The organism is Psychromonas marina (assembly GCF_030161115.1).
Taxonomy (GTDB): domain Bacteria; phylum Pseudomonadota; class Gammaproteobacteria; order Enterobacterales; family Psychromonadaceae; genus Psychromonas; species Psychromonas marina.
Map to the genome: position 1 here is coordinate 420,502 of NZ_BSPQ01000013.1, position 26,037 is coordinate 446,538.

14 protein-coding genes and 1 pseudogene are annotated in these 26,037 nt (G+C 37.6%); 9 read left to right on the forward strand and 6 right to left on the reverse strand.

Annotated features, from left to right (window positions below):
• The 3 genes and pseudogenes from glgX to malQ all read right to left on the reverse strand — a co-directional run bounded on the left by glgX (position 1) and on the right by malQ (position 6,686).
• On the reverse strand, positions 1–2,088 hold the full coding sequence (gene glgX, locus QQK09_RS13855; protein ID WP_284204746.1) for a glycogen debranching protein GlgX: 2,088 nt from the start codon (positions 2,086–2,088) through the stop codon (positions 1–3).
• 4 nt (positions 2,089–2,092) lie between these two features.
• Positions 2,093–4,279 carry a 1,4-alpha-glucan branching protein GlgB gene (gene glgB / locus QQK09_RS13860; protein ID WP_284204823.1) on the reverse strand — a complete coding sequence of 729 codons (2,187 nt, stop codon included), beginning with the start codon at positions 4,277–4,279 and terminating at the stop codon, positions 2,093–2,095.
• Between the two features lie 202 nt (positions 4,280–4,481).
• Positions 4,482–6,686 (reverse strand): annotated as a pseudogene (malQ, locus tag QQK09_RS13865) (4-alpha-glucanotransferase).
• Positions 6,687–6,995: 309 nt separating this feature from the next.
• Here malQ and QQK09_RS13870 point away from each other — a divergent pair.
• The 3 genes from QQK09_RS13870 to QQK09_RS13880 all read left to right on the forward strand — a co-directional run bounded on the left by QQK09_RS13870 (position 6,996) and on the right by QQK09_RS13880 (position 11,129).
• Positions 6,996–7,889 (forward strand): D-hexose-6-phosphate mutarotase, encoded by an 894-nt coding sequence (locus tag QQK09_RS13870; RefSeq protein ID WP_284204747.1) that lies wholly within the window; start codon positions 6,996–6,998, stop codon positions 7,887–7,889.
• A gap of 394 nt (positions 7,890–8,283) precedes the next feature.
• Positions 8,284–9,276, forward strand: coding sequence for a type I glyceraldehyde-3-phosphate dehydrogenase (gene gap, locus QQK09_RS13875; protein ID WP_284204748.1), 993 nt, complete (start codon positions 8,284–8,286; stop codon positions 9,274–9,276).
• Between the two features lie 929 nt (positions 9,277–10,205).
• Entirely contained in the window at positions 10,206–11,129 is a 924-nt protein-coding gene (locus QQK09_RS13880; RefSeq protein WP_284204749.1) for a LysR family transcriptional regulator, read from the forward strand.
• 256 nt (positions 11,130–11,385) lie between these two features.
• On the opposite strand, the gene QQK09_RS13885 is transcribed toward QQK09_RS13880, so the two are convergent.
• The 3 genes from QQK09_RS13885 to lamB form a co-directional block, all read right to left on the reverse strand.
• Complete coding sequence (locus QQK09_RS13885) at positions 11,386–13,086, reverse strand: glycoside hydrolase family 13 protein (RefSeq protein ID WP_284204750.1); 1,701 nt, start codon at positions 13,084–13,086, stop codon at positions 11,386–11,388.
• A gap of 72 nt (positions 13,087–13,158) precedes the next feature.
• Complete coding sequence (locus QQK09_RS13890; RefSeq protein ID WP_284204751.1) at positions 13,159–14,859, reverse strand: glycoside hydrolase family 13 protein; 1,701 nt, start codon at positions 14,857–14,859, stop codon at positions 13,159–13,161.
• Positions 14,860–15,726: 867 nt separating this feature from the next.
• On the reverse strand, positions 15,727–16,920 hold the full coding sequence (gene lamB, locus QQK09_RS13895) for a maltoporin LamB (RefSeq protein WP_284204752.1): 1,194 nt from the start codon (positions 16,918–16,920) through the stop codon (positions 15,727–15,729).
• A 2,004-nt stretch (positions 16,921–18,924) separates the two neighbouring features.
• Here lamB and QQK09_RS13900 point away from each other — a divergent pair.
• The 6 genes from QQK09_RS13900 (at position 18,925) to QQK09_RS13925 (ending at position 25,962) form a co-directional block, all read left to right on the forward strand.
• On the forward strand, positions 18,925–20,058 hold the full coding sequence (locus QQK09_RS13900; protein WP_284204753.1) for a sugar ABC transporter substrate-binding protein: 1,134 nt from the start codon (positions 18,925–18,927) through the stop codon (positions 20,056–20,058).
• A gap of 139 nt (positions 20,059–20,197) precedes the next feature.
• On the forward strand, positions 20,198–21,496 hold the full coding sequence (locus tag QQK09_RS13905) for a carbohydrate ABC transporter permease (protein ID WP_284204754.1): 1,299 nt from the start codon (positions 20,198–20,200) through the stop codon (positions 21,494–21,496).
• Complete coding sequence (locus QQK09_RS13910; protein WP_284204755.1) at positions 21,496–22,410, forward strand: sugar ABC transporter permease; 915 nt, start codon at positions 21,496–21,498, stop codon at positions 22,408–22,410. Before QQK09_RS13905 ends, QQK09_RS13910 begins: the two co-directional genes overlap by 1 nt.
• Positions 22,410–23,537 (forward strand): ABC transporter ATP-binding protein, encoded by a 1,128-nt coding sequence (locus QQK09_RS13915; RefSeq protein ID WP_284204756.1) that lies wholly within the window; start codon positions 22,410–22,412, stop codon positions 23,535–23,537. Before QQK09_RS13910 ends, QQK09_RS13915 begins: the two co-directional genes overlap by 1 nt.
• A gap of 124 nt (positions 23,538–23,661) precedes the next feature.
• Positions 23,662–24,285, forward strand: coding sequence for a hypothetical protein (locus tag QQK09_RS13920; protein WP_284204757.1), 624 nt, complete (start codon positions 23,662–23,664; stop codon positions 24,283–24,285).
• A 345-nt stretch (positions 24,286–24,630) separates the two neighbouring features.
• Positions 24,631–25,962, forward strand: coding sequence for a GGDEF domain-containing protein (locus tag QQK09_RS13925; RefSeq protein WP_284204758.1), 1,332 nt, complete (start codon positions 24,631–24,633; stop codon positions 25,960–25,962).
• The last annotated feature ends 75 nt before the right edge of the window (positions 25,963–26,037 follow it).

The window sequence follows — 26,037 nt, forward strand, 5'->3', positions numbered from 1 at the left end:
CTACTTTGTAGACTTCAATAACATCATTGAATGTCCACTTAATTGAATTTGCTCGCTAAGGTTTATTTTTTTATTGACTAACTCCCCTGTCGTACAAGCAGTATCAACTTTCAATTTCCAAGTTAACCCTTTTTCAACAGGCGGCAGTTTGCAACCAATTTGATAATTAGATGCATTTAAAATTAAAAACCAATGCTCACCCGAGCTTGTAGATTCACGCAACTCAACGGCAATCGCTTGTGAATTACCAGCATGCCAATCAACCTCTTCCATTAAATACCCATCAGGGTGATACCACTTCACAAGGTCAGAGTTTTCACTATCATCTAGCGCTAAGCTACCAAACAATCGAGATTGCTGTCTTAGCTTGACAATTTCAGAGGTAAAATTAAACAGTTGCTGGTCAACCTCAGACAGATTCCAGCTTAACCAAGTCAGCTTATTGTCCTGGCAATAGGCATTGTTATTACCCGATTGATTATTCCCCATCTCATCACCGGCAAGGAAATGCGGTGTGCCCTGAGAAAGTAGCAAGGTCGTAATTAAATTTCGTTTTTGCTGCTGGCGAAGCGTATTAATACGCTTGTTATCAGTAATCCCTTCTTCCCCATAGTTTGCAGAAAGGTTATTACCGTGACCATCTCGATTATTTTCCTCGTTCGCAAGATTATGCCGTTCAGCATAAGAAACAAGGTCATCTAATGTAAAACCATCGTGGTAACAGATATAGTTAACACTGGTTGAGTTAGCACGATATTGCTTGGCAAATACGTCTCGAGAGCCGAACAAGCGCGTCGCGACATCAGCAATTTTACCCGTATCGCCACGCCAGAACGAACGCATCGTATCGCGATAACGGTCATTACACTCTAGCCAATCAAAGGGGAAAGCACCTAATCGATAACCGCCGGGACCAATATCCCAAGGCTCTGCAATCAATTTAACGCGGCTTAACACGGGATCTTGCAATAATGATTTAAAAAATGCACTTTGTTCACTAAAACCATCACTTTCACGCGCAAGTGTTACAGCAAGATCAAATCGAAAACCATCAACCTGCATCTCTGTGACCCAATAACGTAGCGAATCTAATGTGAGCTTTAATGTCCATGGATAGTTAAGATTTACCGTATTACCACAACCAGAGTGATTACTATGATTAAGGTAATTAAACTCGTTGCTATGCACATTTCTGTCAAAGGTATAATAGTTTCGATTATCAAAACCTTTTAAACTTAAAGTTGCACCATCACTTCCAGATTCTGCGGTATGGTTATAAACGACATCGAGAATAACTTCGATGCCAGCCGCATGTAGCTCTTTAACCATGGTTTTAAATTCATTCACCGCATCATATTGAGCATAACGACATTCTGGCGAAAAAAAGTTAATCGGGTTATAACCCCAGTAATTGGTTAATCCTAGCTTTTTCAGCCTTGGTTCACTCATAAAGCTAAAAATTGGCATTATTTGTAAACTGGTAATACCCAGTTTTTTATAATGCGCAATACTCGAGGAATCTGATAAACCAAGATATTTACCACGCTTAGCGATCGGCACGTTTTCATTAAGCTGACTAAAGCCTTTTACATGTACCTCGTAAAGAATACGTTCATCATCTTGAATAGTTGGTTTTTGAACCGATGCCCAATCAAACTCATCATCGACAACAACCGATTTTGAAATATGATGACCAGCACGGGTAATTAACTCCCCTTCAAAACTATGCTGAACGCGATTTAATGCCTTCGCATAGGGGTCAATAAGTAAATTATCAGGATTAAACACAAACCCTTTTTCTGGGGAATTCTCCCCAAAAACACGATACCCATAAAGCTGACCAGCTTCCACATGATGAACAAAGACACTCCATAAGTGTCCTTGCTTTACATCTAACGCGTAACTTGCGATCTCATTTTCACACTTATCAAATAGACAAACTTCGACACGATAAGCACCTAAACTGTATACCGAAAAATGACAACCCTGTCTGTTTTTATCCAATACTGCACCAAGGGGCAGAAATTGCCCACTTGATGCAGAAAATGGCTGTTTATGAGTATCTAATTTAAGTAGATCTTCACGCACTTAATTATCCTTTTTTTTGCAAAAAAACGGTTGATAATGGAGGTAAATCTACAACTAACGAGTGAGGTTTACCTTGCCATTCTTGCTCTGTTGCAACAAACACACCTAATGTATCGCCCATTGGGAAGTTACTGCCCCAATAAAAGTGACTATCGGTATTTAAAATAACTTCATAGTCACCCGGTTCAGTAACCGGTACACGGTATCCTTCACGTGGAATAGGTGTGAAGTTTGATAAACAGATAATCTGCTTATCTTGCGCTGCATTGGTTCGCATAAATGAGAAAACACTGTTTTCGCCATCACTATGATCTAACCATTCAAAGCCTGCAGTATCGTAATCTAACTCGTAGAAAGCACCATTATCTTTATAAAGATGGTTTAAGTCTTTAATCAGTTGTTGCTGTCCAGCATGTTTATCAAACTCAAGCAGTTCCCAATCTAAGCTGCCATCATGGTTCCATTCACGGCTTTGCGCAATTTCGGCGCCCATAAAGTTCAATTTTTTACCCGGGTGTGCATACATATAACCTGCGTAGGCACGTAAATTCGCCGCAGCTTGCCATTCGTCACCCGGCATTTTATCGATCATACTTTTCTTGCCATGCACAACTTCATCATGAGAAATAGGTAATACAAAATGTTCATTGTAATGATATACCATTGAAAAAGTCATTTCGTGGTGATGATATTTACGATACATCGGGTCTTGCTGAACATAACTTAACGTATCATGCATCCAGCCCATATTCCATTTGAAGCCAAAACCTAGACCACCTTCAAATGTAGGTTTAGAAACCCCTGCAAAGGCCGTTGACTCTTCAGCAATAGTCATCGCATTTGGGTATTGTGCATAAACTTCTTCGTTAAACCATTTCAATAAGCTAATTGCTTCATAGTTATGGTTACCGCCATCAACATTAGGTACCCATTCACCTTCGTCACGCGAGTAATCCCAATAAAGCATTGAGGCAACTGCATCGACACGCAGGCCATCAACATGGAATTTATCAAGCCAAATTAATGCACTTGCCACCAAGAATTGACGCACATTATCGCGACCAAAGTCGTAGATATATGAGTTCCAATCTGGATGCCAACCACGACGCGGGTCTTCGTATTCGTACAATGGTGTACCATCGAAACGTGCTAAGCCATGTGGGTCTGAAGGAAAGTGAGCAGGTACCCAATCAACAATAATACCGATGCCAGCCTGATGAGCTTGGTCGATAAAATATTTCAGGTCATCTGCATTACCAAAACGACTGGTTGCGGCGAAAAGCCCAACTGGCTGATATCCCCATGATCCATCAAATGGAAATTCAGAAATTGGCATCACTTCAAGATGTGTATAACCCATCTCCACTAAATAAGGGATCAGGTCTGCCGCAAGTTCACGGTAGCTGAGCATGCGCTCAACACCCTCTTCATTTTTACGTTTCCAAGAACCTAAATGCACTTCATAAATACTCATCGCAGTAAAGCGTTTGTCACCTTTTTGCGAAGCACGCCATTCATCATCGTTCCATTGATACTTATCGTGGTCAACAACAATTGAAGAGTGTGATGGGTACTGTTCAGCCTGAAAACCAACAGGATCAGCTTTATGTGGTAAACGATTACCTAAGCCATCTTTAAGCTCAAATTTATAAGCACAACCCGCTTGTAGCCCAGGAACAAATAGTACCCAATGACCACACCAACTGCGTTGCATTGGATTACGTTGTCCATCCCAATGGTTATGTTCAGTAATTAAACTAACACTAGATGCATTAGGTGCGTAAACGATAAAGCGCACTCCGCTAATAGATAGCTCATGAGAAGTGACAGTTTTTAACTGTGCACCTAATGTTTTATAAACATTTTGTGGCGCTTCTTGTAGGGTAGATAAACCATCAAACGCGATATCGTGGAACTGGTAAGGATCTACAAAACGATGTTGCGCATCTTGATAATGTGCATTTAGTTCATAGTTGAACTTTTCTTTGGTATTAGGTAAAGATAACTCAAATAGTCCTGCATCATCAATTTTAACCAATTCAGCAGTCGCTTTTTCTGCGCCTAACGCAAAGAATTCTACTTTTTGCGCATCAGGTAACCAAACGCGTAAAACATAACCACCTGAAGTTGAAGGAATTAAACCTAATCGCTCAAATGGGTTATCTAATTTTGCTTCTTTTAATAAGCCAATTAAAGACGCATGCTCAACATGTAAGGCTTCCTGTGTTGATGCTGTTGAAACAGGAATTTTCTTACTTACTGTTTTTTTTACAGCCGTTTTTTTAGAAACAACATTTTTAGCGATTGTTTTTTTAGGCGCTGCTTTTTTAGGCGTTGCTTTTTTTACGTTCGGTTTTTTACTCACTTTTTTATCCCTAATATTAATAGCCTAATTATTTCAAAGATGCTTCTTTACGTGCATGGGTTAAATTTTCTAACAATCCTTTTATCTGTTCGTTAGCAAACAGCTGTTCAAGGTTATGGCTTAACTTACGTTGCCAGTTTCTATATTCTTCATTGGTACCAGGTACATTAACGGGATCATCCATCTCTAGAAAATCTTCAAGTTGTAAACTGAGTAATGCCGCATTACCTTTTGCCAAATGTGCCTGCATCGAGAAGTTTAAACATTGCTCCATTCCCGTTGTTGTTGCATCACGGTTATAGTGTTCAGGTAAACTGTTATGTCCGTGTAAGCTATTCAAAATTTGCTGCTTACAGAAAACACGATCATCCATTAATTTGTTTAACACTTCTTGATCAGGATACACACCTAACTCTTTACCAAGATGTAAATCATCACAATGCCAATACCCTTTTATCGTTGGCATATCATGTGTTGAAAGTGTTGCCATCGCTTGCTGTTTATAATGCGCAGGTGAAATATATCCGCCATCATCAGCTTGCTCAAAAAAGAATACTTTATAAGAATAAACACCCGCCTCTTCTAATAAAACATCAATTCCTTCTGGTACCGTACCTAAATCTTCGCCGATCACTAAACACTGATTACGTTGGCTCTCTAGTGCTAATAAGTTCAGCAGATCTTGTACTGGATAATAAATATACGCACCGGCTATTGCTGAAGCACCTTCAGGTACCCACCAAAGGCGTAATAATGCCATCACATGGTCAATACGTAAGGCACCACAATGGCTCATATTTGATTTTAATAGATCGATAAATGGTTGATAACCCATTTTATAGAGTTGATCTGGAGAGATCGGTGGTAAGCCCCAACATTGTCCTAATGGGCCTAAAATATCAGGTGGCGCGCCGACACTAACTTGTTCACAGTAAAGGGAGTGATTAGCCCATATTTCTGAGCTTCCTTTACCAACACCTACCGCTAAATCACGATAAATACCTAATGTCATGCCTAATTATTTCGCTAATTGATCTGCTTCTTCAAGCTGTAACTCAGCAACCCATTGGCAATAACACCAAAACATAACTTCTTGTTTATTAGATTCGATCCAAGCTTGCGTACCTTCACTTTGAAATGATTGAAAATGCTCAGGCCACGCAGGCCAACCCCAGAGCGTTTGATCTTCATTTAAAAATTTAAACTGCAATGCGTCATAGCTTGCTTGGTGTATCAATGACTCATCTTTCTCTTCAACATACTGGTTGAATTCACTTAAGCGCGATTCACTTTCGACACTGCCATTGTTTAAATTACCAAATAATTTACGCAACACTTCAAGTTTTAGTGTCGTAACAGCTTCATAATTCACCCATTTTGTGTCACGTAACTCTGCTAGCTGTTCTTTAAATGCTTGACCATTGACCACATCTTGAAGGGCTTTATCATGTTTAAACTCTTCAATATTAGTTAAGTCACTATATAGTATATTCAACCATTTACGTGATGAAGGGCTATATGGGCTGGCGTTATTTGGCTGGGCAGGAGAAAGTGCATGTATTGGGTTTAAACCAATAAAATCACCACCGTTAGCAGCTGTATTTTTAAGTAACATTTTAAGATCGCTAAAATCGCCAATCCCCCAATTGTTTTCACTTTTAATACAGTACAGCTGTACGCTTGTTCCCCATATTTTTTTGCCTTCTTGCATCGCTTTAGGTGTAAAACATGCTGTTGGCGTAATAATTAAAGACATTGTTGCCAGTGCCTCTTCATTACCCTTTTCAAAGACTTCAAGGAGATGATAACCCAATGGAAAATCAGATTTTAACTGTATTTGATAACATTGGAATTCAATATCAGAAATTTCATTTACTGCAACAAGCGGGAACCCCGTCGCTGTAATCGTTTCTTTAATCAAGCGTTTATCTTCAGTAGTCACCTGGTAAATTAGCGCATCAGTAACAAAATCGATAGGCAGACAAATATCAATCGTGTAGCTATCTGATTTTTGTGCAACGGTGACAGGAGGAAGAAGTGATAACCAATGTTTTTTCTCTTCTTCTTGATAATGACCAAGCAATTGCTGTTCATCATCTGCATCATAACCCATCTTGTTAATGAGGTTTTTCACATGCTCTTCGGAAGCAATAGCAGGATTCCCCCAGGCATCAACAAAATTGGGATCAATACCTTTTAATTCCATAAACTTATCTAAACTAGAACGGGTCATATAACACCTTATAATTATTCTTATATATGCTGCTTTAATCAGCATTAGATTAACATTTGATTAATACCAGAACATTTATACCATATTTTGATGTGCTGTGAATTCATTATAAAAAGAAAAACAGCCGTAAAGAGCAAGCAGCTTTAAAAACATCACTATTTAATGATATATAACAACTAATATTAAGAGAGTATTCATCGATTAGACATTTCTCTTTCATAAATCGACACACCATAATAAAGTAAAATAATTTTCTGCTAGCTCATTGTTACAATTTTTTACGTTACTACTCATTACAAAGGTAAATATATGATCTCACACCTCTCTTTAACTAAAACTGATACCGTTTCTCCTTCAATTAGCCTACAAACTGATAGTAATGGCTTTGAATTTTTAATCATTGAGCATGATAAATTAAGTGCTGCACTGACATTACATGGCGGCCACCTTATCCATTTTCAAAAAACAGGTCAGCAACCTATTATCTGGTTAAGTAAAAGTGCAATTTTTGATAAAAATAAAGCTATTCGAGGTGGCGTGCCTATCTGTTGGCCTTGGTTTGGTCCTGCCGGTCCTGAACTAGGTGAAGGTTTACCTGCTCATGGTTTTGCACGTACTAGTAAATGGGCATTAGATAATGTGCAAGAGTCTGTAGAGGGAGTCATAATCGATCTTAAATTAAACAGCAATAATGAAACACTAAAACTATGGCCTTATGAATTTGAACTGACATTACAAATAACCTTGAATGAACAATTGAAATTAGAATTGATTACTGAAAACAAAAGTGACTTACCACTGACTTACCGTAGTGCACTTCATACCTACCTTAATATTAGCGCACCAGAAGCCATTCATTTATCTGGACTTAATAAGCAATTTTATAACTCCCTTAATAATAAATGCCTAGAAACTGGCGATACAACACTATTGATTGACCAAGCAATTGATTCTATCTACAAAAAGGCCAATACCGAGATCATGCTTAAGGATCAACAATTTCAACAAACATTAACTATCGTCAATACCGGTAATGATTCCGAGGTTGTTTGGTCTCCTTGGGTCGAGGGAGCAGCAGCTTTTGCAGATATGCCAGATAATGGCTATCAAACCATGCTTTGTATTGAGTCAGCAATTACACAAGGAGATGGCCAGCAAGTGAAAGCAGGTGAAAAACATAGTTTAACAACCTTAATTAAGTAACACATATAGATGAAGAGAAAAGAGAGTGTGAACTGTCTTTTCTCTAATTAACAACAATCTAAGATGCTTAGGTGTCTTATTTATACTCACTCATTAATTCCCTCACTCAAATCAACGCCTGCTAATCAATTATTGAAAAAGAGACAATTAACACTTAAATCGGGGTTTTCCTTTCTTTTATGTGAAATTGCCCTTAAAATACACGCGTAATTTATTACAGGGTCATTCGTTTAAAAAATCAACAGAATGATTAAATTTGTTTGTAAACTGGTAATTTTATTAATTAATTGTAGTGATTCAGAGCAAATAACTTGACCAACATCAAGTCTACGCTAATTTTGAACTCTATAATGAATACAAGTTTTAAAATCAAACCATCCAAAAGGATCTAAAAATGACAATTAAAATCGGTATCAACGGCTTTGGTCGTATCGGACGTTTCGTATTTCGTGCTGCTTGTGAACGTGCAGATGTAGAAGTTGTTGCAATCAATGACTTAATCGACGTTGAATACATGGCTTACATGCTTAAATATGACTCAACACACGGTCGTTTTAACGGTACTGTTGAAGTTAAAGACGGTAACCTAATCGTGAACGGTGCTACAATCCGTGTTACTGCTGAACGTAACCCTGCTGACCTTAAATGGAACGAAGCTGGCGTTGAAGTAGTTGCTGAAGCAACTGGTTTCTTCCTAACTGACGAAACAGCTCGTAAACATATCGAAGCTGGCGCTAAAAAAGTTGTTTTAACTGGTCCTTCTGGCGATGTTCCAATGTTCGTAAACGGCGTAAACTTCTCTGAGTACGCTGGTCAAGATATCGTTTCTAACGCTTCTTGTACTACTAACTGTCTAGCTCCAATGGCTAAAGTTCTTAACGACAAGTTCGGTATCGAATCTGGTCTTATGACTACAGTTCACGCAACTACTGCAACTCAAAAAACTGTTGACGGTCCTTCTGCTAAAGATTGGCGTGGTGGTCGTGGTGCTTCTCAAAACATCATCCCATCATCAACTGGTGCAGCTAAAGCAGTAGGTAAAGTAATTCCTGAGCTTAACGGTCTTCTAACTGGTATGGCTTTCCGTGTACCAACTGCTAACGTTTCTGTTGTTGACTTAACTGTTAACCTTAAAACTGCTGCTACATACGAAGAAATCTGTGCTGAAATGAAGCGTGCTTCTGAAAATGAAATGGCTGGCGTTCTTGGTTACACTGACGAAGCTGTTGTTTCTCAAGATTTCATTGGTGAAGTTCAAACTTCAGTATTTGATGCTGCAGCTGGTGTTGCACTAACTGACAAATTCGTTAAAGTTGTATCTTGGTACGACAACGAAATCGGTTACTCAAACAAAGTTCTTGACCTAGTTGCTCTTATCTCTAAATAAGCAATAGTTCTACTTTGATATAAAGCCTGCGTTTACGCGGGCTTTTTTGTACCTAAAATTTGATGATACAAATTCGTACCATTAAATTCTGCATATTGGTACGATAACGAAATCAGACACTCAAACAAAGTGCTTGACCTAGTTGCTCTTATCTCATCTTTATATGAGTAAACAGGAGCAATAGTGCTACTTTGATATAAAGCCTGCGTTTACGCGGGCTTTTTTGTACCTAAAATTTGATGATAAAAATTCGTACTATTAAATTCTGCATATTGGTACGATAACGAAATCAGACACTCAAACAAAGTGCTTGACCTAGTTGCTCTTATCTCATCTTTATATGAGTAAACAGGAGCAATAGTGCTACTTTGATATAAAGCCTGCGTTTACGCGGGCTTTTTTGTACCTAAAATTTGATGATACAAATTTGTACTATTAAATTCTGCATATTGGTACGACAACGAAATCGGTTACTCAAACAAAGTTCTTGACCTAGTTGCTCTTATCTCACCTTTTATAAGTCAACAGGAGCAATAGTGCTACTTTGATATAAAGCCTGCGTTTACGTGGGCTTTTTTGTACCTAAAATTTGATGATACAAATTCGTACCATTAAATTCTGCATATTGGTCCGACAACTGAGTAGGTTACTCAAACCAAGCTCTTAACCTAGTTGCTAAAAACAGACTAGGTCTCTACGTGCTAAACTGAATATTAATCAACCATCTTTTACTTACACATAATAAACAGTAACTTATAAAATTAGCATACTTATTATACAGCGCATCTTAACAAGGTTAATGAAGATATTTAAACGTTCAATTTACGTAAATAAACTATTCACACAGTGATCAACATCACCCATGTCATACTATAAATCTATTACAATGCGCCTATTATAGAAATTACCTATTTACAATGAGGGCAACTATGTTCAAATTAATGCTTCAATTTATTCAGGTGGCAAAAGCTCAAAATGTCACTCAAGCAGCAAGCGTACTGTGCTTAAGCCAACCGACATTAAGCCATAATATGCACAAATTAGAGGACAAGCTTGATACAAAGCTGTTTAATCGAACTTCTAAAGGTATCAAACTTACTCAAAGCGGTGAGTTACTGTATGAGCAAGCTAAAATGATGCAACACTTATATGAAAACACACTGATTAAGCTAGAAAAGAACAAGCTAAGACACCACACAGAGTTAAAAATAGGCTGTGGGGATGCGTGGTGGAACCTTTTTATTAGAGATTCTGTACGAGATTTCAGAAATGATTTTCCTCACAGCAACATCGCGATTGATGTAGGTGATCACTTACATTTAATGAGCTTGCTACTTAGTGGTGATATCAATATTTTTGTTGGTCATGAAATATTGGGGCTAGCAAAATATGAAGATGTACTTTTTCATCCTCTTTTTATTAATGTTGATGAAGTTTTTGTCAGAAAAGGACACCCCCTATTGGGCCAATTGTGTGACAATGAAGATCTTGCACGCTTCCCTACTATTGCATTAAGAACACCAAATCAACGTTTCGTTCATTTGCAAAATCAAACGCCGGAACTGCGTTCTTTTGATAAGCTACATTACCTCCAAGAAAAAGTGACTTATCAAACTAACTCATTATTAACGGCATTAGATCTATTACAAGATAGCGATGCGATATTCCCCTACCCTTCTGGTATGAAAAGCTACTTTTCAACCTTTGATATTGTGACATTAAAAATGCCAGAACACTTTAATCGCTCTTCAGTTGGTGTTTATCTGCATAAAGATAAAAAACAAGACCAACAAGCGATGGCATTGCTCGCACAGTTCAGAGAGATGATAAAAAACACACCTAATATCACTTAAACCTCTGAACAACTCTACTGATAACACCCAAGGTGTAATACCACATTTTTAAAAGGATTGGTATTTCACTTTGAATACTTACCCAACTAGATAATGAAATAATTTGTTTATTAAAATAGCCATTTCAACGTTTTTTTCAGATAAAATTAGCGCATAAATTTAATCGAGTTAGATAACCAATATCACTATCCTTTAACGCAAAAAGGCCACTTAATATGTAAGTGGCCTTTGATTTAACGTCTGTTCAATTTATAACTTAACAGCGATAGATTCTTGTTTCGTAAGGGCGTAATACGAAGGTATTCGTTTGATCATGTGCCGTCACGGCATAGTTATTCAGCAATAGATGCTGACTATCTGGTATCCCCTTCTCACACTCAAACATCGCAAGAGATGCTGATAAATTACAGATGATGACAATTTTCTCATTACCTAACGTACGTGTGTAAGCATAAATTTGCTCGTTATCTTCTAATATCAGATCATAATCACCATATACTAATGCTGGTTCTGCTTTACGCAGGGCAATCATACGGCGATAAAAGTTATGAATTGAGCCAGAGTCTTTGACTTGCTCTGCAACATTGATGCTCTTATAGTTAGGATTTACTTTAAGCCAAGGTTTTGCCGAGCTAAAGCCTGCATTAGCACTACCATCCCATTGCATAGGCGTACGAGAATTATCACGTCCAGTGCGTGCTAACAGATGCAAGATCTCTTGCTCAGGCATACCTTTTTCATGCAGTTCTGCATACTGGTTTTTAGCACCCACACAATTAAAATCATCAATACTAGTAAACTCGGTATTTGTCATACCTATCTCTTGACCTTGATAGATAAAAGGTGTGCCTTGCATTAAAAAGTACATCACGGCGAGTGACGTTGCACTTTCAAACCAATACTTCTCATCATCACCCCATTTAGAAACAATACGTGGAATATCATGGTTTTCTAGGAACAATGCATTCCAACCTACATTTTCTAACCCTTTCTGCCAACGCGTAAAGGTCTCTTTCACTTTAATGACATCTAATTTTACATCTGGGTTTTCATCCCACAGTGCTAAGTGGTCAAACTGGAAAATCATATTAAAGCGCTGTTTATCCACACCTACCCAGTCATCAGCTTGGGCAACAGAAACACCATTAGCCTCACCTACCGTCATAACATCATATTTTCTGAACGTTTTTTCACACATTTCATCAATGTAATCAAGAATACCATCAACGTTCATCATCTTATCCCAACAAGGCACATTGGTTAATCCATCTGGATTTGGCATGCTTGCAAGACCTGGTTCTTTTTTCATATGACTAATTGCGTCTACACGGAAACCATCAATGCCCTTATCTAACCACCAGTTGATCATTTTATAGATCGCCTCGCGGACTTCTTTATTTTCCCAGTTCAGATCAGGCTGTTTTGTAGAGAACAGGTGCATGTAATACTCGTCAGAAGTTTTCTCATGCTCCCATACAGATCCCTTGAAGATACTTTCCCAGTTATTCGGTTTAACACCTGGTTCTTCACTGTCACGCCAAATATACCAATCTCTTTTTGCACTATCTTTAGAAGACTTAGATTCTTCAAACCAAGGATGCTCATCTGAAGTATGGTTAACCACCAAGTCTAGAATCAATTTCATACCGCGTTCATGTACAGCGGCTAATAATCGATCAAAATCTTCCATGGTACCGAACTCAGCCATGATCTCTTGATAGTCACTAATATCGTAACCATTATCATCATTAGGTGATTTGAACATCGGACAGATCCAAATAACATCAATCCCCAGATCTTTTAAGTAATCAAGGCGCTCTGTGATGCCGTTAAGATCACCAATACCACTACCATTTGAATCCTGAAAGCTACGAGGGTAAATTTGATAAGCGACAGCTTCCTTCCACCAATTTTTTTGATAGTGACTTGTTGTTGTTACATCATTTTTGTTTAGCATAATTTTAATCCAATTAATTCTTTGTTAAGTTATGCCGAATTAATGTGTCGGCATAACAATGTTGTATTCGTTTTAATTCGCTTTATTGATCAAAGTTGCGAATGATTCATAGGGTGCTAATACCAACTGTTCCAATAACTGCACACGAGGTCCGTAGTTATTGATTAAACAATCTCCTGTTATCCCTTGCAGTGAATTCGGTAATGAAACTGTAATAACCTGCGCACTAAAGTTATTAATGACGACCACAGTGTCATTATCTAGCTTACGTAAGTAAGCAAATACCTGAGCATGTTCTTCAAACAGTGGCTGGAACTCTCCGTATACGATCACTGCATGTTGCTTACGTAATTTAATTAGTTTTTGGTAATAGTGAAAAATGGAAGTAGGTTCGCTTAAAGCCGACTCTACATTGATTTCAACATAGTTAGGGTTAAGCTTGATCCAAGGTTTACCCGTACTAAAACCTGCATTGAAGGTGTTATTCCACTGCATAGGGGTACGTGCGTTATCACGACCATTTTTATAGATCCCCTCCATCATTGACTCATGTGATACACCAGAGGCAATACGTTCTTCATAAAGATTAAGCGTTTCGATATCCTGATAATCTTCAATGTTATCGAACTTAACATTAGTCATACCTATCTCTTCACCCTGATAGATATAAGGTGTGCCCTTAAGAAAATGTAATGCTGTTGCGAGCATCTTTGCAGACTCAACACGATACTGATCAGGACAACCATATTTAGACACAACACGCGGAAGGTCATGATTGTTCCAAAACAATGAATTCCAACCACAATCAGCTAACTCTGTTTGCCATTTACTGATCACTTTTTTAAACTCAACGAGATCAAAAGCACGCGGCTTCCACTTACCTTCATAAGGGTCAAAGGTAATAGTGATATGCTCAAACTGAAAAACCATCGATAGCTCTTCTCGAGCAGGATCTGAATATAACTTGGCAATATTAGGTGTTGCGCTCCAGGACTCCCCTACCGTCAGAACATCACGAGAACCAAAGGTTGCTTTATTCATCTGCTGTAATAAAGGATGTAAACGAGGTCCATTTGTCATAATTTGCTTATCGACCTCTTTACCTATCAAGTCGATAACATCCATACGAAAACCACCAATACCTCTGTCTAACCACCAGTTCATCATGTTATGAACTTCTTCTTGAACTTGAGGATTATCCCAATTCAAGTCTGGTTGTTTCTTAGAGAACTGATGAAAATAGTATTCCCCGGTATTGGTATCGAGTTCCCAACCACTGCCACCAAAGTAAGAGTGAAAATTATTTGGCTCAGAGCCATCTGGTTGCGGTTTTCGCCAAACATAATAGTCACGATATGGGTTATCGAGTGATTTTTTAGATTCAATAAACCAAGGATGTTCATCACTGGTGTGGTTAACAACCAAATCCATAATAATTTTAATATCACGCTTTGCCGCTGCTACGATCAAAGCATCCATTTCGGCTAAGGTGCCAAATTCTGAGGCGATATCTTGATAATCTGATATATCATAACCATTGTCATCCATAGGCGATTTGAATACCGGTGATAACCAAATAACATTAATACCAAGCTGCTTTAGGTAATCCAATTTAGAGATAATTCCAGCTAAGTCGCCGATACCATCATTATTTGCATCCATAAAACTACGCGGATAAATCTGATAAATGACGGCATCATGCCACCACTTTTTATCGAGCTTACTATTGCTGAATATTTTGTTTTCAGCTGCTGTAGCTTTGGTTACTGCCATTAGGATATCCTTTAAAAAAAGAACAATGAATATTTGAAAGCTATCATAAACAACTGTCAACATAGACTGAAATGATATTTAAAGCTCTCGACATAGACTTAGCAAATAATACCAACAAATAAAGTGATACTAATCACATAAACAGCCATATTAGCCTTTTTTTACAATGTTATAAACGTGCTGAATCACACATAAAGCACCTATTTCAAAAATAAAAAGGGTTCGAAAAACAAACAAATAAGCTCATAACTGATTGTATTTAAAGGTTAATTGTATAATTTTTTCACGTTAAATATATTAAATGAAAAAACTATTAATTATAAAGAGGCACATTAATAAACGAATAGGATGAAAAAAGGTTTTAGCAAATCGTCAATCTGGTATTAAGTGCACATGGCCATGATGGGAAAGAAGAAACGCTACAGCCCCCTTTGACGTCAATGCTCATGAGGTAATCGCGACTATCTTGATTTACCCCCTTGATAGTCTTCGTTAAAACACGCCATAAACTTAGCAGTTTAATTTTAAAAGATTAATAAGTACGAGTAATAGAATAAGATAAGTGATCATGGATTGTGCAAGAAGGTGATCATCAACAAGTTATGAGTTTGAAGTTAAAGATTATTACTTCAAAAGTTACGACACTTCCGCGAGCAAAAATGATGATGTTATAGAGCAAATTATTGCCATCGCAATAGCTAACAATTGATGCAAGCACTATAAAGGAAGAAATCGGTCGCTGCTGTCCGAAGTTTTTGTAATATTTCAATAAATTCAAAGCAAAAAAATAGGCACCTAAGGTGCCTATTTTATCTCACTTATTTTCAATAAATTTATGCTATATCAGCAATAATTAAAGGAAAAGGTTTAGAACCATGCTTCAGCTTGTACACCAAAGTTAACTTCTGAGTCAGAAGTGTTGTTTGCAAAGCTTTCAGCTTCACCATTCGTTAGGTAACTTGCGTAGATACGTACTTCAGGGCGTGCCCAGAAATTTGAACCCGCTGATAGCGCTTGTGCGATTGTGTATTTTTGACCGCTTGCTTCACCACCATCAGCCCATGTTCGGCTGAAAGTACCAAGTTCTAAAATCGTTTTTTGGTTATCAGTCCATTTGTATTCTGGACGAACAACTAATGAGAAGTAAGTCGCATCTTCAGTACCAACGTCAGTAGCTGATGAGTAAATAATTTGATGTGCAAAATCTACTTTATCACCAAAACCAACTACACCATGGTTGATAATACGGAATGCAGAAGCACCATCAGCACCACCAGCACCACCGACTTTATTAGTTCCCCAAGTATCAGTACCGTATTGAATAGCTGTTTTATTGAAGCCACCTAATCCGCCCTGTGTCAATTCAGCAGTTACCATTACACCTTCTTCAGGAGTACCAGTAAACGCATTTGTTTCGTTAGACATTGCATAATCAATACCTACTTCTAGAGAAGCGTTATCCCAAAGACTAATGCCACCGTAGCGTAAATCAAAGATATTAACGTTTAGTGCACCACTTCCATTACCAGTATCCGTCTCACCCCAGCTATCATTACGAACCCACATCGCCGTTAATTTACCAGGACCTGCAGCTAGGTTTTCAATACCTGCACCAGCACCAGAAATATCCCAGTAATATGTATCAGAAATATGAATATCATGACGTTGGTTGTAGCGTTTACCAGCAAACACAACCTCATCGCCACCAAATACACCCTTTGCTTCTACATTATATTGACGGAAGGCAAAATCAGCACCGCTGCCTACAGCTTCCCAATCACGCGCACCTTTAGAAGCCATTGCAAGCATCGTATTTACTTTAAAAGTGATGCCGTTGCTTTTTGCAAGCTCTTTACTTAGTTGAATTTCGCCGTATGCATCATCTTCGTTACCTAGACGACCTACGCTATTTTTTTCATAAGACACTTGTGCACCACTATCAGCAGACATACCTACACCGCCACGCATGTAACCGTGAAATTCTACTGGCGCTAGTTCAGCCATAACATTTGAAGATAGGATTGCAGCCGATACTGCTAAAGCTAGTTGTAATTTTTTCATGATTCCATTCCTAATATGTTTTTTTATTTTAATAAATTAAGTTGACCAAACAAACACATCAAATCAAGGTGTTAATGATGTATTAATGTTAAAGTCGATTAACAGTTAATAATAATGTTATTCATTGAATGAACTTTTTTAATAATTTAAAGTCTTAATTACTCGTCATGCATTCAATGTTAAAAAATAACAATATTACGTTGGGAAAAATCCCCTTTTACATTTTTATTAAGCTTGCTGAGAACATTTCCGCTTCAGAAAACAATCTAACCGAACTCAATTGGCATGTATCATAAAGCCTGCTCGACAGCAGTTGAAATGCAATTTACTCGCAAGCTTCATAGATAAAATGCATGCCTAGAGAGTAAAGCGTGATCTAAGATATTCATTTTTAAGAAACCGCCCCATGCGGGTAGATAATTAAATTAAAAACATCGTGATACAGATCGCTTACATATTGTTATTAGTTAATTTACACCGCTTCAAAAAGCATGTAACAGGATAATTTCTAACAAATAAAACGCACCCTACACCAACAAAAAAAGACTAAGCAACTGAAAATAAAGAGTTAAAATATTCCTAAAGATATATATATGTAATACTTTCAGACAGTTTTAACCAGGTAGTCATTGAAGTAAACATTGTATGGTGCAATACAAATAGGCACGTTTTAGTGCTTTATGAAGGCAATACTCAATGTAAATGCGATAGATTTTTCACTAGAAATATTGATTAAAGTCTATCAACACCAATAATGCGATCGATGTAGCTTTGTATCCTACTGTAATAATTAGTCACGACTTCTTTCTATACCTATACCATTTCAATAGCCTTTTATACCTTTCAAAAAAATAGTAGCAATTGGGTAACTAGTTATACCGTTTGGCATCATATTGCGGCGAACTTTGTTAAAAATGATGCAGAGCGAGCAATATGGAAAGTAATGATTAGAGACAGTGATTGTGACTGTGATTGTGATTGAACATAACTAACGATTGTTTTAACTAACAAGATAGCGCGAACATTTATACCGACTTGAATTAGCCCAGCATTACTTGACTCGGTTTATATTCGTTTCAATTGCGAGCATTAACGACAGTGTTACTGATTAGAGTAAAAAAAGGACAATTTTGTCGTACATCACGGAAAATAGTATTACTGTTTGCAGCCGTCATATAGACATAAAGATATATTACAATATAAATTAAAGTGTAAACCTATGGATATAATCATATAAACCTTAATAAAAGTAGATTAAGAGAAATCAGGCAAGCGGTACCTAACTTTGTAAATCCAGTTATCAAATTTCTTAACAGTAATATCATTTTGTTTTTTCACCTTTTATTTACACGATATTTTTTGACGTTATAACCAGCCTTATTGTTAAGTGTCAGAATAAAACCTATACATATTTGAACGACACCCAACAAAGCCCGATATATTAAGCCTCACAAAGGATTAGTTATTTAATAAAATGCCTTATTTATTATACCGTCTTCATCGTTCCTCTATTTACGACAACGCAAAACAATATTATTAAGATATTTAATTTACTTTTACAAAGGGCATAAATCACCTTATTCATCATATATAAAATTAATTTAAATATTTAAGATGACAATCGTTGCTATAGCAAAGAATATTCATTCTTTAGAAACTCCCCCCCTATATTCCATGTGGTTTTACGCGAGTAATTTGATTTTTATTTATCAAGCCTTCCTTCCTTTCCTTTTTAACCTGTTTCTTAGATCACTATTTTCTTTATGACATACATTTTATCTATGGAACCCTAGGGTAAATTGCATTTCAGTCTATGGCTATCCCCCCCTATGATAGCTACCAATTAAGTCAAACAGGTTATTTTTAAGCACATTATCTCAGCTAACACTTGTTAACTTTGATAATGCAAATGATGAGTTTCAGCTTAATAAAATGGTTACATGGATGTTAATTCCGCGATATATGACCATTTCAAAACACTTTATCCCTATCTGGAGAGATTAAATGATTAAAAAAGTAACGATTGCAGTATCAGCAGCACTTTTTTTCGCGAACAATGCAATGGCAGCAGATAATGTTGTAATCGGCGTAGAAAAAAACTATGTACCGTATTTCACTGAGTTGGCAGCAAAATTCAATCAAGGTAAAGATTTTAAAGTTGAAGTAACAACGGCGAAAATGTTTGACTTACTCGACGCATTACCAACACAAAAAGGTAATATTGCGGATATATTCATGGTACCTAATGACCGTATTGGTGATTTAGCAAATCAACGCTTAATTGAATCAACTAATTTTGAAATCAAAGGTTACACAGCAACGTCTACTAAATCAGCGCAGTACGATGGTAAAACGTACATGTTACCAATGTCGACTGATACTACGTTATTCCTATATAACAAAGACAAGCTAAAAACACCGCCAAAAACATTGAAAGAGCTAGCGCCTTCAGACTGGGCTGCGAAGTTCACTGACTTTTACTTTACCGGTGGCTTATTCATGGCAAACGGTGGTTACATTTTCCAAGATAACAATCCTCAAAAAATCGGCTTAGATAATGAAGGTTCAATTAAAGCAGGTTTTGCAGCTAAAAGTCTTTACAGCAGTGGCGTAACGCATTGGACGCTTATGCAAGATGATACCGTTGCTTACGACATCATGATGAAAAACTTCACTGAGGGTAAAATTAGCGCAATCATTAATGGCCCTTGGGCAATTTCAGACATTGAAAAAGCGGGTATCAACGTAGGTGCAGCACCAATTCCTAGCTGGGATGGCACTGGTACATACCAAGCATTAACCGGTACTAAAGGTATGACGGTTAATGGTTACAGCAGTAATAAAGACGGCGCGCGTGCATTCCTTAAATTTGCAGCAACTCCTGAGTACGCTAACAAATGGTACGAAATGACACGTGAAATTTCACCTAACCTAGCAGTTAACTATGCAGAAGGTTCTGTGCATAAAGCGATTTTTGATGCGACAAACGCGGGTATGCCAATGCCGAATATTCCTGAATTTGGGAAAGTTTGGGGACCAATGAAAGTTGCATTGGCTCAAATTGCTCAAGGTCAAGATGTGAAAGGTGCATTAGAAGCCGGTGTAGAAACAATCAAATATGATATCGAAGATATGTAATAAAGATTAAGAACAGTCTTATTGTTCTTACCCTGTTTACATAAAAAATACGATCTACATTTTGTGTAGATCGTTTTTTAAATTTAAAAATCCCCTTATTAAACAGCAAATTATGCTAATTTATTAAAAGTAGGTTAAAATGAGTCAACGTTTTATTTTCTGGCTTTCTATGGTAGTACCAGGCAGTGGGCATATGCTGTTACGCCGTGTACGAGAAACCCTCTTTGGTTACTCGCTACTCGCTTTAGAGATTCTAGTTTTCATCCAATTTGTACTTCCCAATTTCCGCTTATTAGCCGTTGAACAACCAAATGGCAAAATCACCATTGGTGCGGAACGCTTTGTGGATGATTCCTTCCTGATTATGGTAGGTTCAACACTTGGTGGATTAATGTTATTAATGTTTATAGCATTCCACTACGCTTTTGCACGCGATGCAAAAGATGTTAAACGTCAAATTGACGTGAATGGTTATGCAATTACCTTTACTGAGAAGGTACGAGGTTTATCACATGAAATCGTGCCAAACCTGATCACTGCACCTAAATTCATTCTGTTATTTGTTTTTGCTTTTTTACCCGCAATCGTCTCAATTATCGTTGCATTCACCAACTACAAGCGTCCGGTATTACCGCCCGCTTTTTTACTTGAATGGAAAGGCCTATCTAACTTTGAACGTTTATTTACCAATGAACGTGCGGCAGCTGCCTTTCAGGAAACCTTAGTATGGACCATGACATGGACCTTCTGTGCTTCTGCATTAACCATTGTATTAGGTACTGTGCTAGCGGTTGTTGCGAATAATAAACGCATCAGAGGTAAAAAGTTTTTCCGTACTATATATATCTTACCTTGGGCTGTACCCGCGTTTTTAACTATCTTAGTCTTCCAACTATTTTTCTCAAAAGTTGGTGGTATGAATACGATGGTGATCCCATTCTTCACGGGTAACGAATATGATGTATCAACCGCAATCGGTTTCTTCCTGAATGCCGACTACGCGAAAATAACCATCATTTTGATTCAAGCATGGCTCGGTTTTCCTTACGTATTTATTCTCGTAACGGGTGTACTACAAACCATTCCAGATGATCTGTATGAAGCAAGTAGTATCGATGGTGGCAATGCATGGTCTAATTTCTTCGACATTACTCTGCCGTTGATATTAATCAGTGTCGCACCGGTGTTTATCACCCAATTCACCTTTAACTTTAACAATGTCACCATTGTTTATATGTTAGGTGAAGCGACAGTGCAGACCATCGGCTCGATCTATAAACCACTCGATACTATCTCCTCGCTTGGTTTCCGTTTAATGATGGATGCGAAATATAATGAGGCGGCTGTTTATACTTTAATAGCAAGTACGGTAGTGGGTGCGATAGTGCTTTATACCTGGATTAAAGCCGGTGCCTTTAAAAATGAAGAGGTGATGTAATGGAAAATACGATGAAGTTAAATCCAGCACGTAAAACTAAAAGCCTTAACCGTAATTTTTTAATGCGAAACATGGGGCTGATTGCAAGTTATACTTTTCTTATCGTGATGGCGATCATAATTATCTACCCGATATTACTGACCATTATGAGTGCCTTTAACGTCAGCAATACACTCTATTCAACATCATTCTTTCCTGAGAATTTTAGTTTTACAGAGAACTTTAAGAGCCTATTTAATGATACTGCATACTTAAGTTGGTACACCAATACGTTCCTACTTTCGATTGTAACGATGGTACTTTCAACGGTTATTGTGGTGGTTTCTGGTTTTGTTTATTCACGTTACCGTTATGCGTCACGTAAAAGTGCATTGATGTCATTATTAATCATTCAAATTGTACCATCAGGTAGTGGTTTGATTGCACTCTATGCAATGGCTAGTTCTATCGGTATCTACAGTTCAGAAAATGCAACGCTATACACTTACATCTTTATGACCCTCATCTATACCGCGCTTGGTACGACCATGAACACCCTCTTAATGAAGGGCTACTATGACTCGATTCCACGTGATTTAGACGAATCTGCAAAGATCGATGGCGCAACACAGCTACAAATCTTTACAGAGATACTACTCCCACTTGTGAAACCGATGATTGTGGTTATTGCCATTTTCTGTTTCTTAGGACCTATCGGCGATATCATCATGCCTAAATTCCTTATCGCAAGTATGAGCAGTGATTCAAAAACCCTAGCAGTTGGTTTAATGGGGTTAATTAATGACATCAAAGATTCAAATTATAACGTATTCGCAGCGGGCGCAGTTTTAGCAGCAATCCCCCCTGTTTTAGTTTTCTATAAATTTCAAGATTATATTGTTGGCGGTTTAACGTCAGGCGGAGTGAAAGGATAATGAGTAAAATTTCTTTAAGAAATATCGTAAAAAAATACCCTAATGCAGAGCACTGTTCTGTAAGTGATTTCAATCTAGACATTGAAGAGGGTGAATTTATTGTGTTGGTTGGGCCTTCAGGCTGTGGTAAGTCTACAACTTTACGTATGATTGCCGGTTTAGAAGATATTACATCGGGTGAATTCATCCTTGATGGCGAAGTTGTTAACAACGTAAGCTCGAAAGATCGTGACATTGCAATGGTATTCCAGAGCTATGCACTTTACCCACATATGTCGGTACGTGAAAATGTGGGTTATGGTTTAAAACTACGTAACTACCCTGCTGAGACAACTAAAAAACAGGTTGATGAGATATCTAAAGATCTGTTTTTAACACAGTACCTTGAACGCAAACCAAAAGAACTTTCTGGTGGACAGCGTCAACGTGTAGCACTGGGTCGTGCAATGGTACGTACACCTAAATTGTACTTAATGGATGAGCCATTAAGTAACCTAGATGCAAAATTGCGCACCACAACGCGAAGTGAAATTTCACGTATGCACCGTGCAAAAGGCGCTATCACGATTTATGTAACCCATGATCAGGTAGAAGCAATGACCATGGCAGATCGTATCGTATTAATGTCGATGGGTGAAGTTCAGCAAATTGGATCGCCAAAAGAGTTATTTACCAATCCTAAGAACTGTTTTGTTGCTACCTTTATGGGTATGCCTTCAATGAACCTTATTGAAGGTTCATATAAAGCAGGTAACTTTAGCTGTGATTCATTCACCATTGCAGTCAGCGACACCGATAAGAAAATTCTTGATGATGCTGGCTATGACGGAAAATCACTTTTCTTAGGTGCACGTTCAAGTGCGATTCGCTCAGGTAAAAAGTACGAAGAAGCATTCCCTAATTCTTGCTTCGAAACCACGGCGATGAATGTTGAATACTTAGGTGATAGTGTTAACGTATTCTTCAATGCAGAACCAAATAACCTGTTTGTTGGTACGTTAGGTACGGGTGAACGTGAAGTAGAAGTTGATGAGAAAGTGACACTAGTATTAGACAATACTAAGTTACACTTTTTTGATTCTGAAACTGAAGAATCAATTAAATACACGATAAACCAAGTTAAATAACCTTAATTTGTTTTGCGAGGTAATTGGACTGTTATGACGGTCCAATTACCTACTTCCACAACAGTTTTAAATTGATTCTCAATCCTAAAATACAACCTGCATTTTTCTCACAAGGAATAACAACTTGATTTTTCGCGGACAACTTCAACGTATTCACGACTACCTTTTTCATATCGCCGTGGCGGTAGTCATTTTTATCATCGGTTTTATTATTGTTTATGGCAACCTACCAAAACCGCAATTCGATCAAAGCGCTTTCGCTAACCAACAGCAATCATTCCAACAATGCGTTAATAATGACGCATTGTTCAACTCAGCTCAGACCTTTGAAAAAACATACCTACAACTGCCCTTACAAGAGATTTCGGCACAATATAAATCGTTACGTAAACTTGTGCCTGTAAACTGTGGATCTTTACATGCAGAGAGTAGTTATGAACAACTTCAAGAGATGGCGCTGCCTGTATTAGCAAAAGCGCAGGCTTTCTTCAATATGGAAGATGTTAAAGCAGTTAATGCCGTTTATACACCCTCTTCTGCGTATAGCGCGCTACTAGATACGCCGCAACCTTACTTATTTTTTATCTCTGATAAAGAGCAAGAACGCATTGTAGCGATTAAGGTATCACCTTCAGAAAATGGTCCCATCATAGAGCCACTTTGGAATTATGAAGAGAGTCAAAATCTTGCTTATACACAGGGTGAAGTACAAAAGTTATTACTCGTTTATAACGAAATTAAACGCTAAAGATAGTTTACCTATCAGAAAAAAATGGTCCATTTATCCGACTGTTTGACTCTTTCTGCATTTGGCTTTGTCATCTATAAAATTAGCCCTAGTCAGTTACCCCCTATTTATAATAGAAGCTGGAATTTAATACCCGTTAGTGAGCAACTAATGGGTGTTTTAATATCTACTTTCGAGTAACTTACAAACATTACTAATCAATAGTCTTAACAACACGCCACAAAAATCAGAAACTTCTTCCCCAATTCCCACTGCTAAGTACTTATTTTTATTTTGTTACTATAATTTATTAAATAAGTTCGACATCTATAATGTTGTAGTTAGTAAAAAGGGAAAACGATACTCATGAAAAGCAAAAAATTCACTGATGAGGTCAACCTAAAAATCACAAAACAGTTATATCTGCACTCTCCCTTTGCAATTTTTTCTACCATTTTTAATACGATCGTTGTTGTTATTGTTTTCTACAATAGGACATCGCACGACGTTTTATTCAGTTGGGCAATACTTTCCATTAGTTATCTTATATTCCGCCTTTTTTTTGCACGTTACGTTATTAAAACAAAAATAACCCTAAGTAACCTAAAAAAAAGGTTGGATCAATTTACACTTACTATTTGTATTTCAGGCATTATATTTGGATCGGCTGGCGTCTTGTTTCTATCTGCTGACTCCCCTGCTTATAACTCATTTATTTTCTTTTTAATGGGGGGGATGTTTGCTGGTTCAATGGGGGCTTATGCGATCAACCAACGTGTTTTTTATGTTTTTTCTGCGCCAATCATTCTTCCCGTTTTATTTTATAGCTTCATTCTCGGAGGGACGATCAACACGGCAATGTCGTTGATGGGGGTGGTATTTATCATGATGATGGTTGGTGTGGTGCGCCGTATGAATATGACCATTATCGATGCTTATACCTTGAGTATTGAAAACAAAATATTGGCAGAAAAAACCAGAAACTTAAATGAGAAGCTAAAGTTTTCTAATGCCAATCTCAAGTCACTCTCTTATAAAGACACCTTAACAAATATCAGCAATCGCCGCTTTCTTACAGAGATGCCTACACCTGAAATTGAACGTTTTGGCTATTCACTACAGCGTTCTATTGGTGATCATCAGCGTAATACAAACAATAAAGATGCAAACCTGGTATATGGTGTTTTTATTATCGACATCGATCTTTTTAAACAAGTGAATGACACCTGGGGCCATAAATGCGGTGATCTGATGATAATCCAATTTGTTAATGTTATTCAGTCCCTTATTCGTAAAGAAGATGTCCTTTGCCGTTGGGGGGGGGAAGAGTTTGTGGTTATTCTCAAACGCACCGATCCGGATTATATTCACCTCTTTGCAAAAAAGTTGATGAACAGTATTCGTGCCACCCCATTTATTTTGAGTGATTCAGTGACTATCAATAAAACCTGTTCTGTTGGTTACACAACGTTTCCTTTCTTTGATAATTTGCCTTCAGCGCTTTCTCTTGATCAAACGATTGAGCTTGCCGATCAAGCGCTTTATCATGCAAAAGAACATGGTCGGAATAAAGCGGTCTCTGCAGAATATAATATTGCTCAGGGTGAAATTATAAATTTAGATGATTCTATTGCTATGATGAAGGATATAACACAAGCGCTCGCGAACAAAAAAATCCTTCACACAGAGCGCTGCTAACTCAAGAAAATTTGATTTGATGTCTTTAAAACACGTTGGTATTAACAAAAGCGAGCAGATAATATAATGACAGCA

Bases quoted from the DNA above. Each gene is read 5' to 3' on its own strand.
- gap (WP_284204748.1), top strand. From the start codon at position 8,284: ATGACAATTAAAATCGGTATCAACGGCTTTGGTCGTATCGGACGTTTC.
- QQK09_RS13905 (WP_284204754.1), top strand. From the start codon at position 20,198: ATGAGTCAACGTTTTATTTTCTGGCTTTCTATGGTAGTACCAGGCAGT.
- lamB (WP_284204752.1), bottom strand. From the start codon at position 16,920: ATGAAAAAATTACAACTAGCTTTAGCAGTATCGGCTGCAATCCTATCT.
- QQK09_RS13885 (WP_284204750.1), bottom strand. From the start codon at position 13,086: ATGCTAAACAAAAATGATGTAACAACAACAAGTCACTATCAAAAAAAT.
- QQK09_RS13880 (WP_284204749.1), top strand. From the start codon at position 10,206: ATGTTCAAATTAATGCTTCAATTTATTCAGGTGGCAAAAGCTCAAAAT.
- QQK09_RS13915 (WP_284204756.1), top strand. From the start codon at position 22,410: ATGAGTAAAATTTCTTTAAGAAATATCGTAAAAAAATACCCTAATGCA.
- QQK09_RS13910 (WP_284204755.1), top strand. From the start codon at position 21,496: ATGGAAAATACGATGAAGTTAAATCCAGCACGTAAAACTAAAAGCCTT.
- QQK09_RS13900 (WP_284204753.1), top strand. From the start codon at position 18,925: ATGATTAAAAAAGTAACGATTGCAGTATCAGCAGCACTTTTTTTCGCG.
- QQK09_RS13890 (WP_284204751.1), bottom strand. From the start codon at position 14,859: ATGGCAGTAACCAAAGCTACAGCAGCTGAAAACAAAATATTCAGCAAT.
- QQK09_RS13870 (WP_284204747.1), top strand. From the start codon at position 6,996: ATGATCTCACACCTCTCTTTAACTAAAACTGATACCGTTTCTCCTTCA.
- QQK09_RS13925 (WP_284204758.1), top strand. From the start codon at position 24,631: ATGAAAAGCAAAAAATTCACTGATGAGGTCAACCTAAAAATCACAAAA.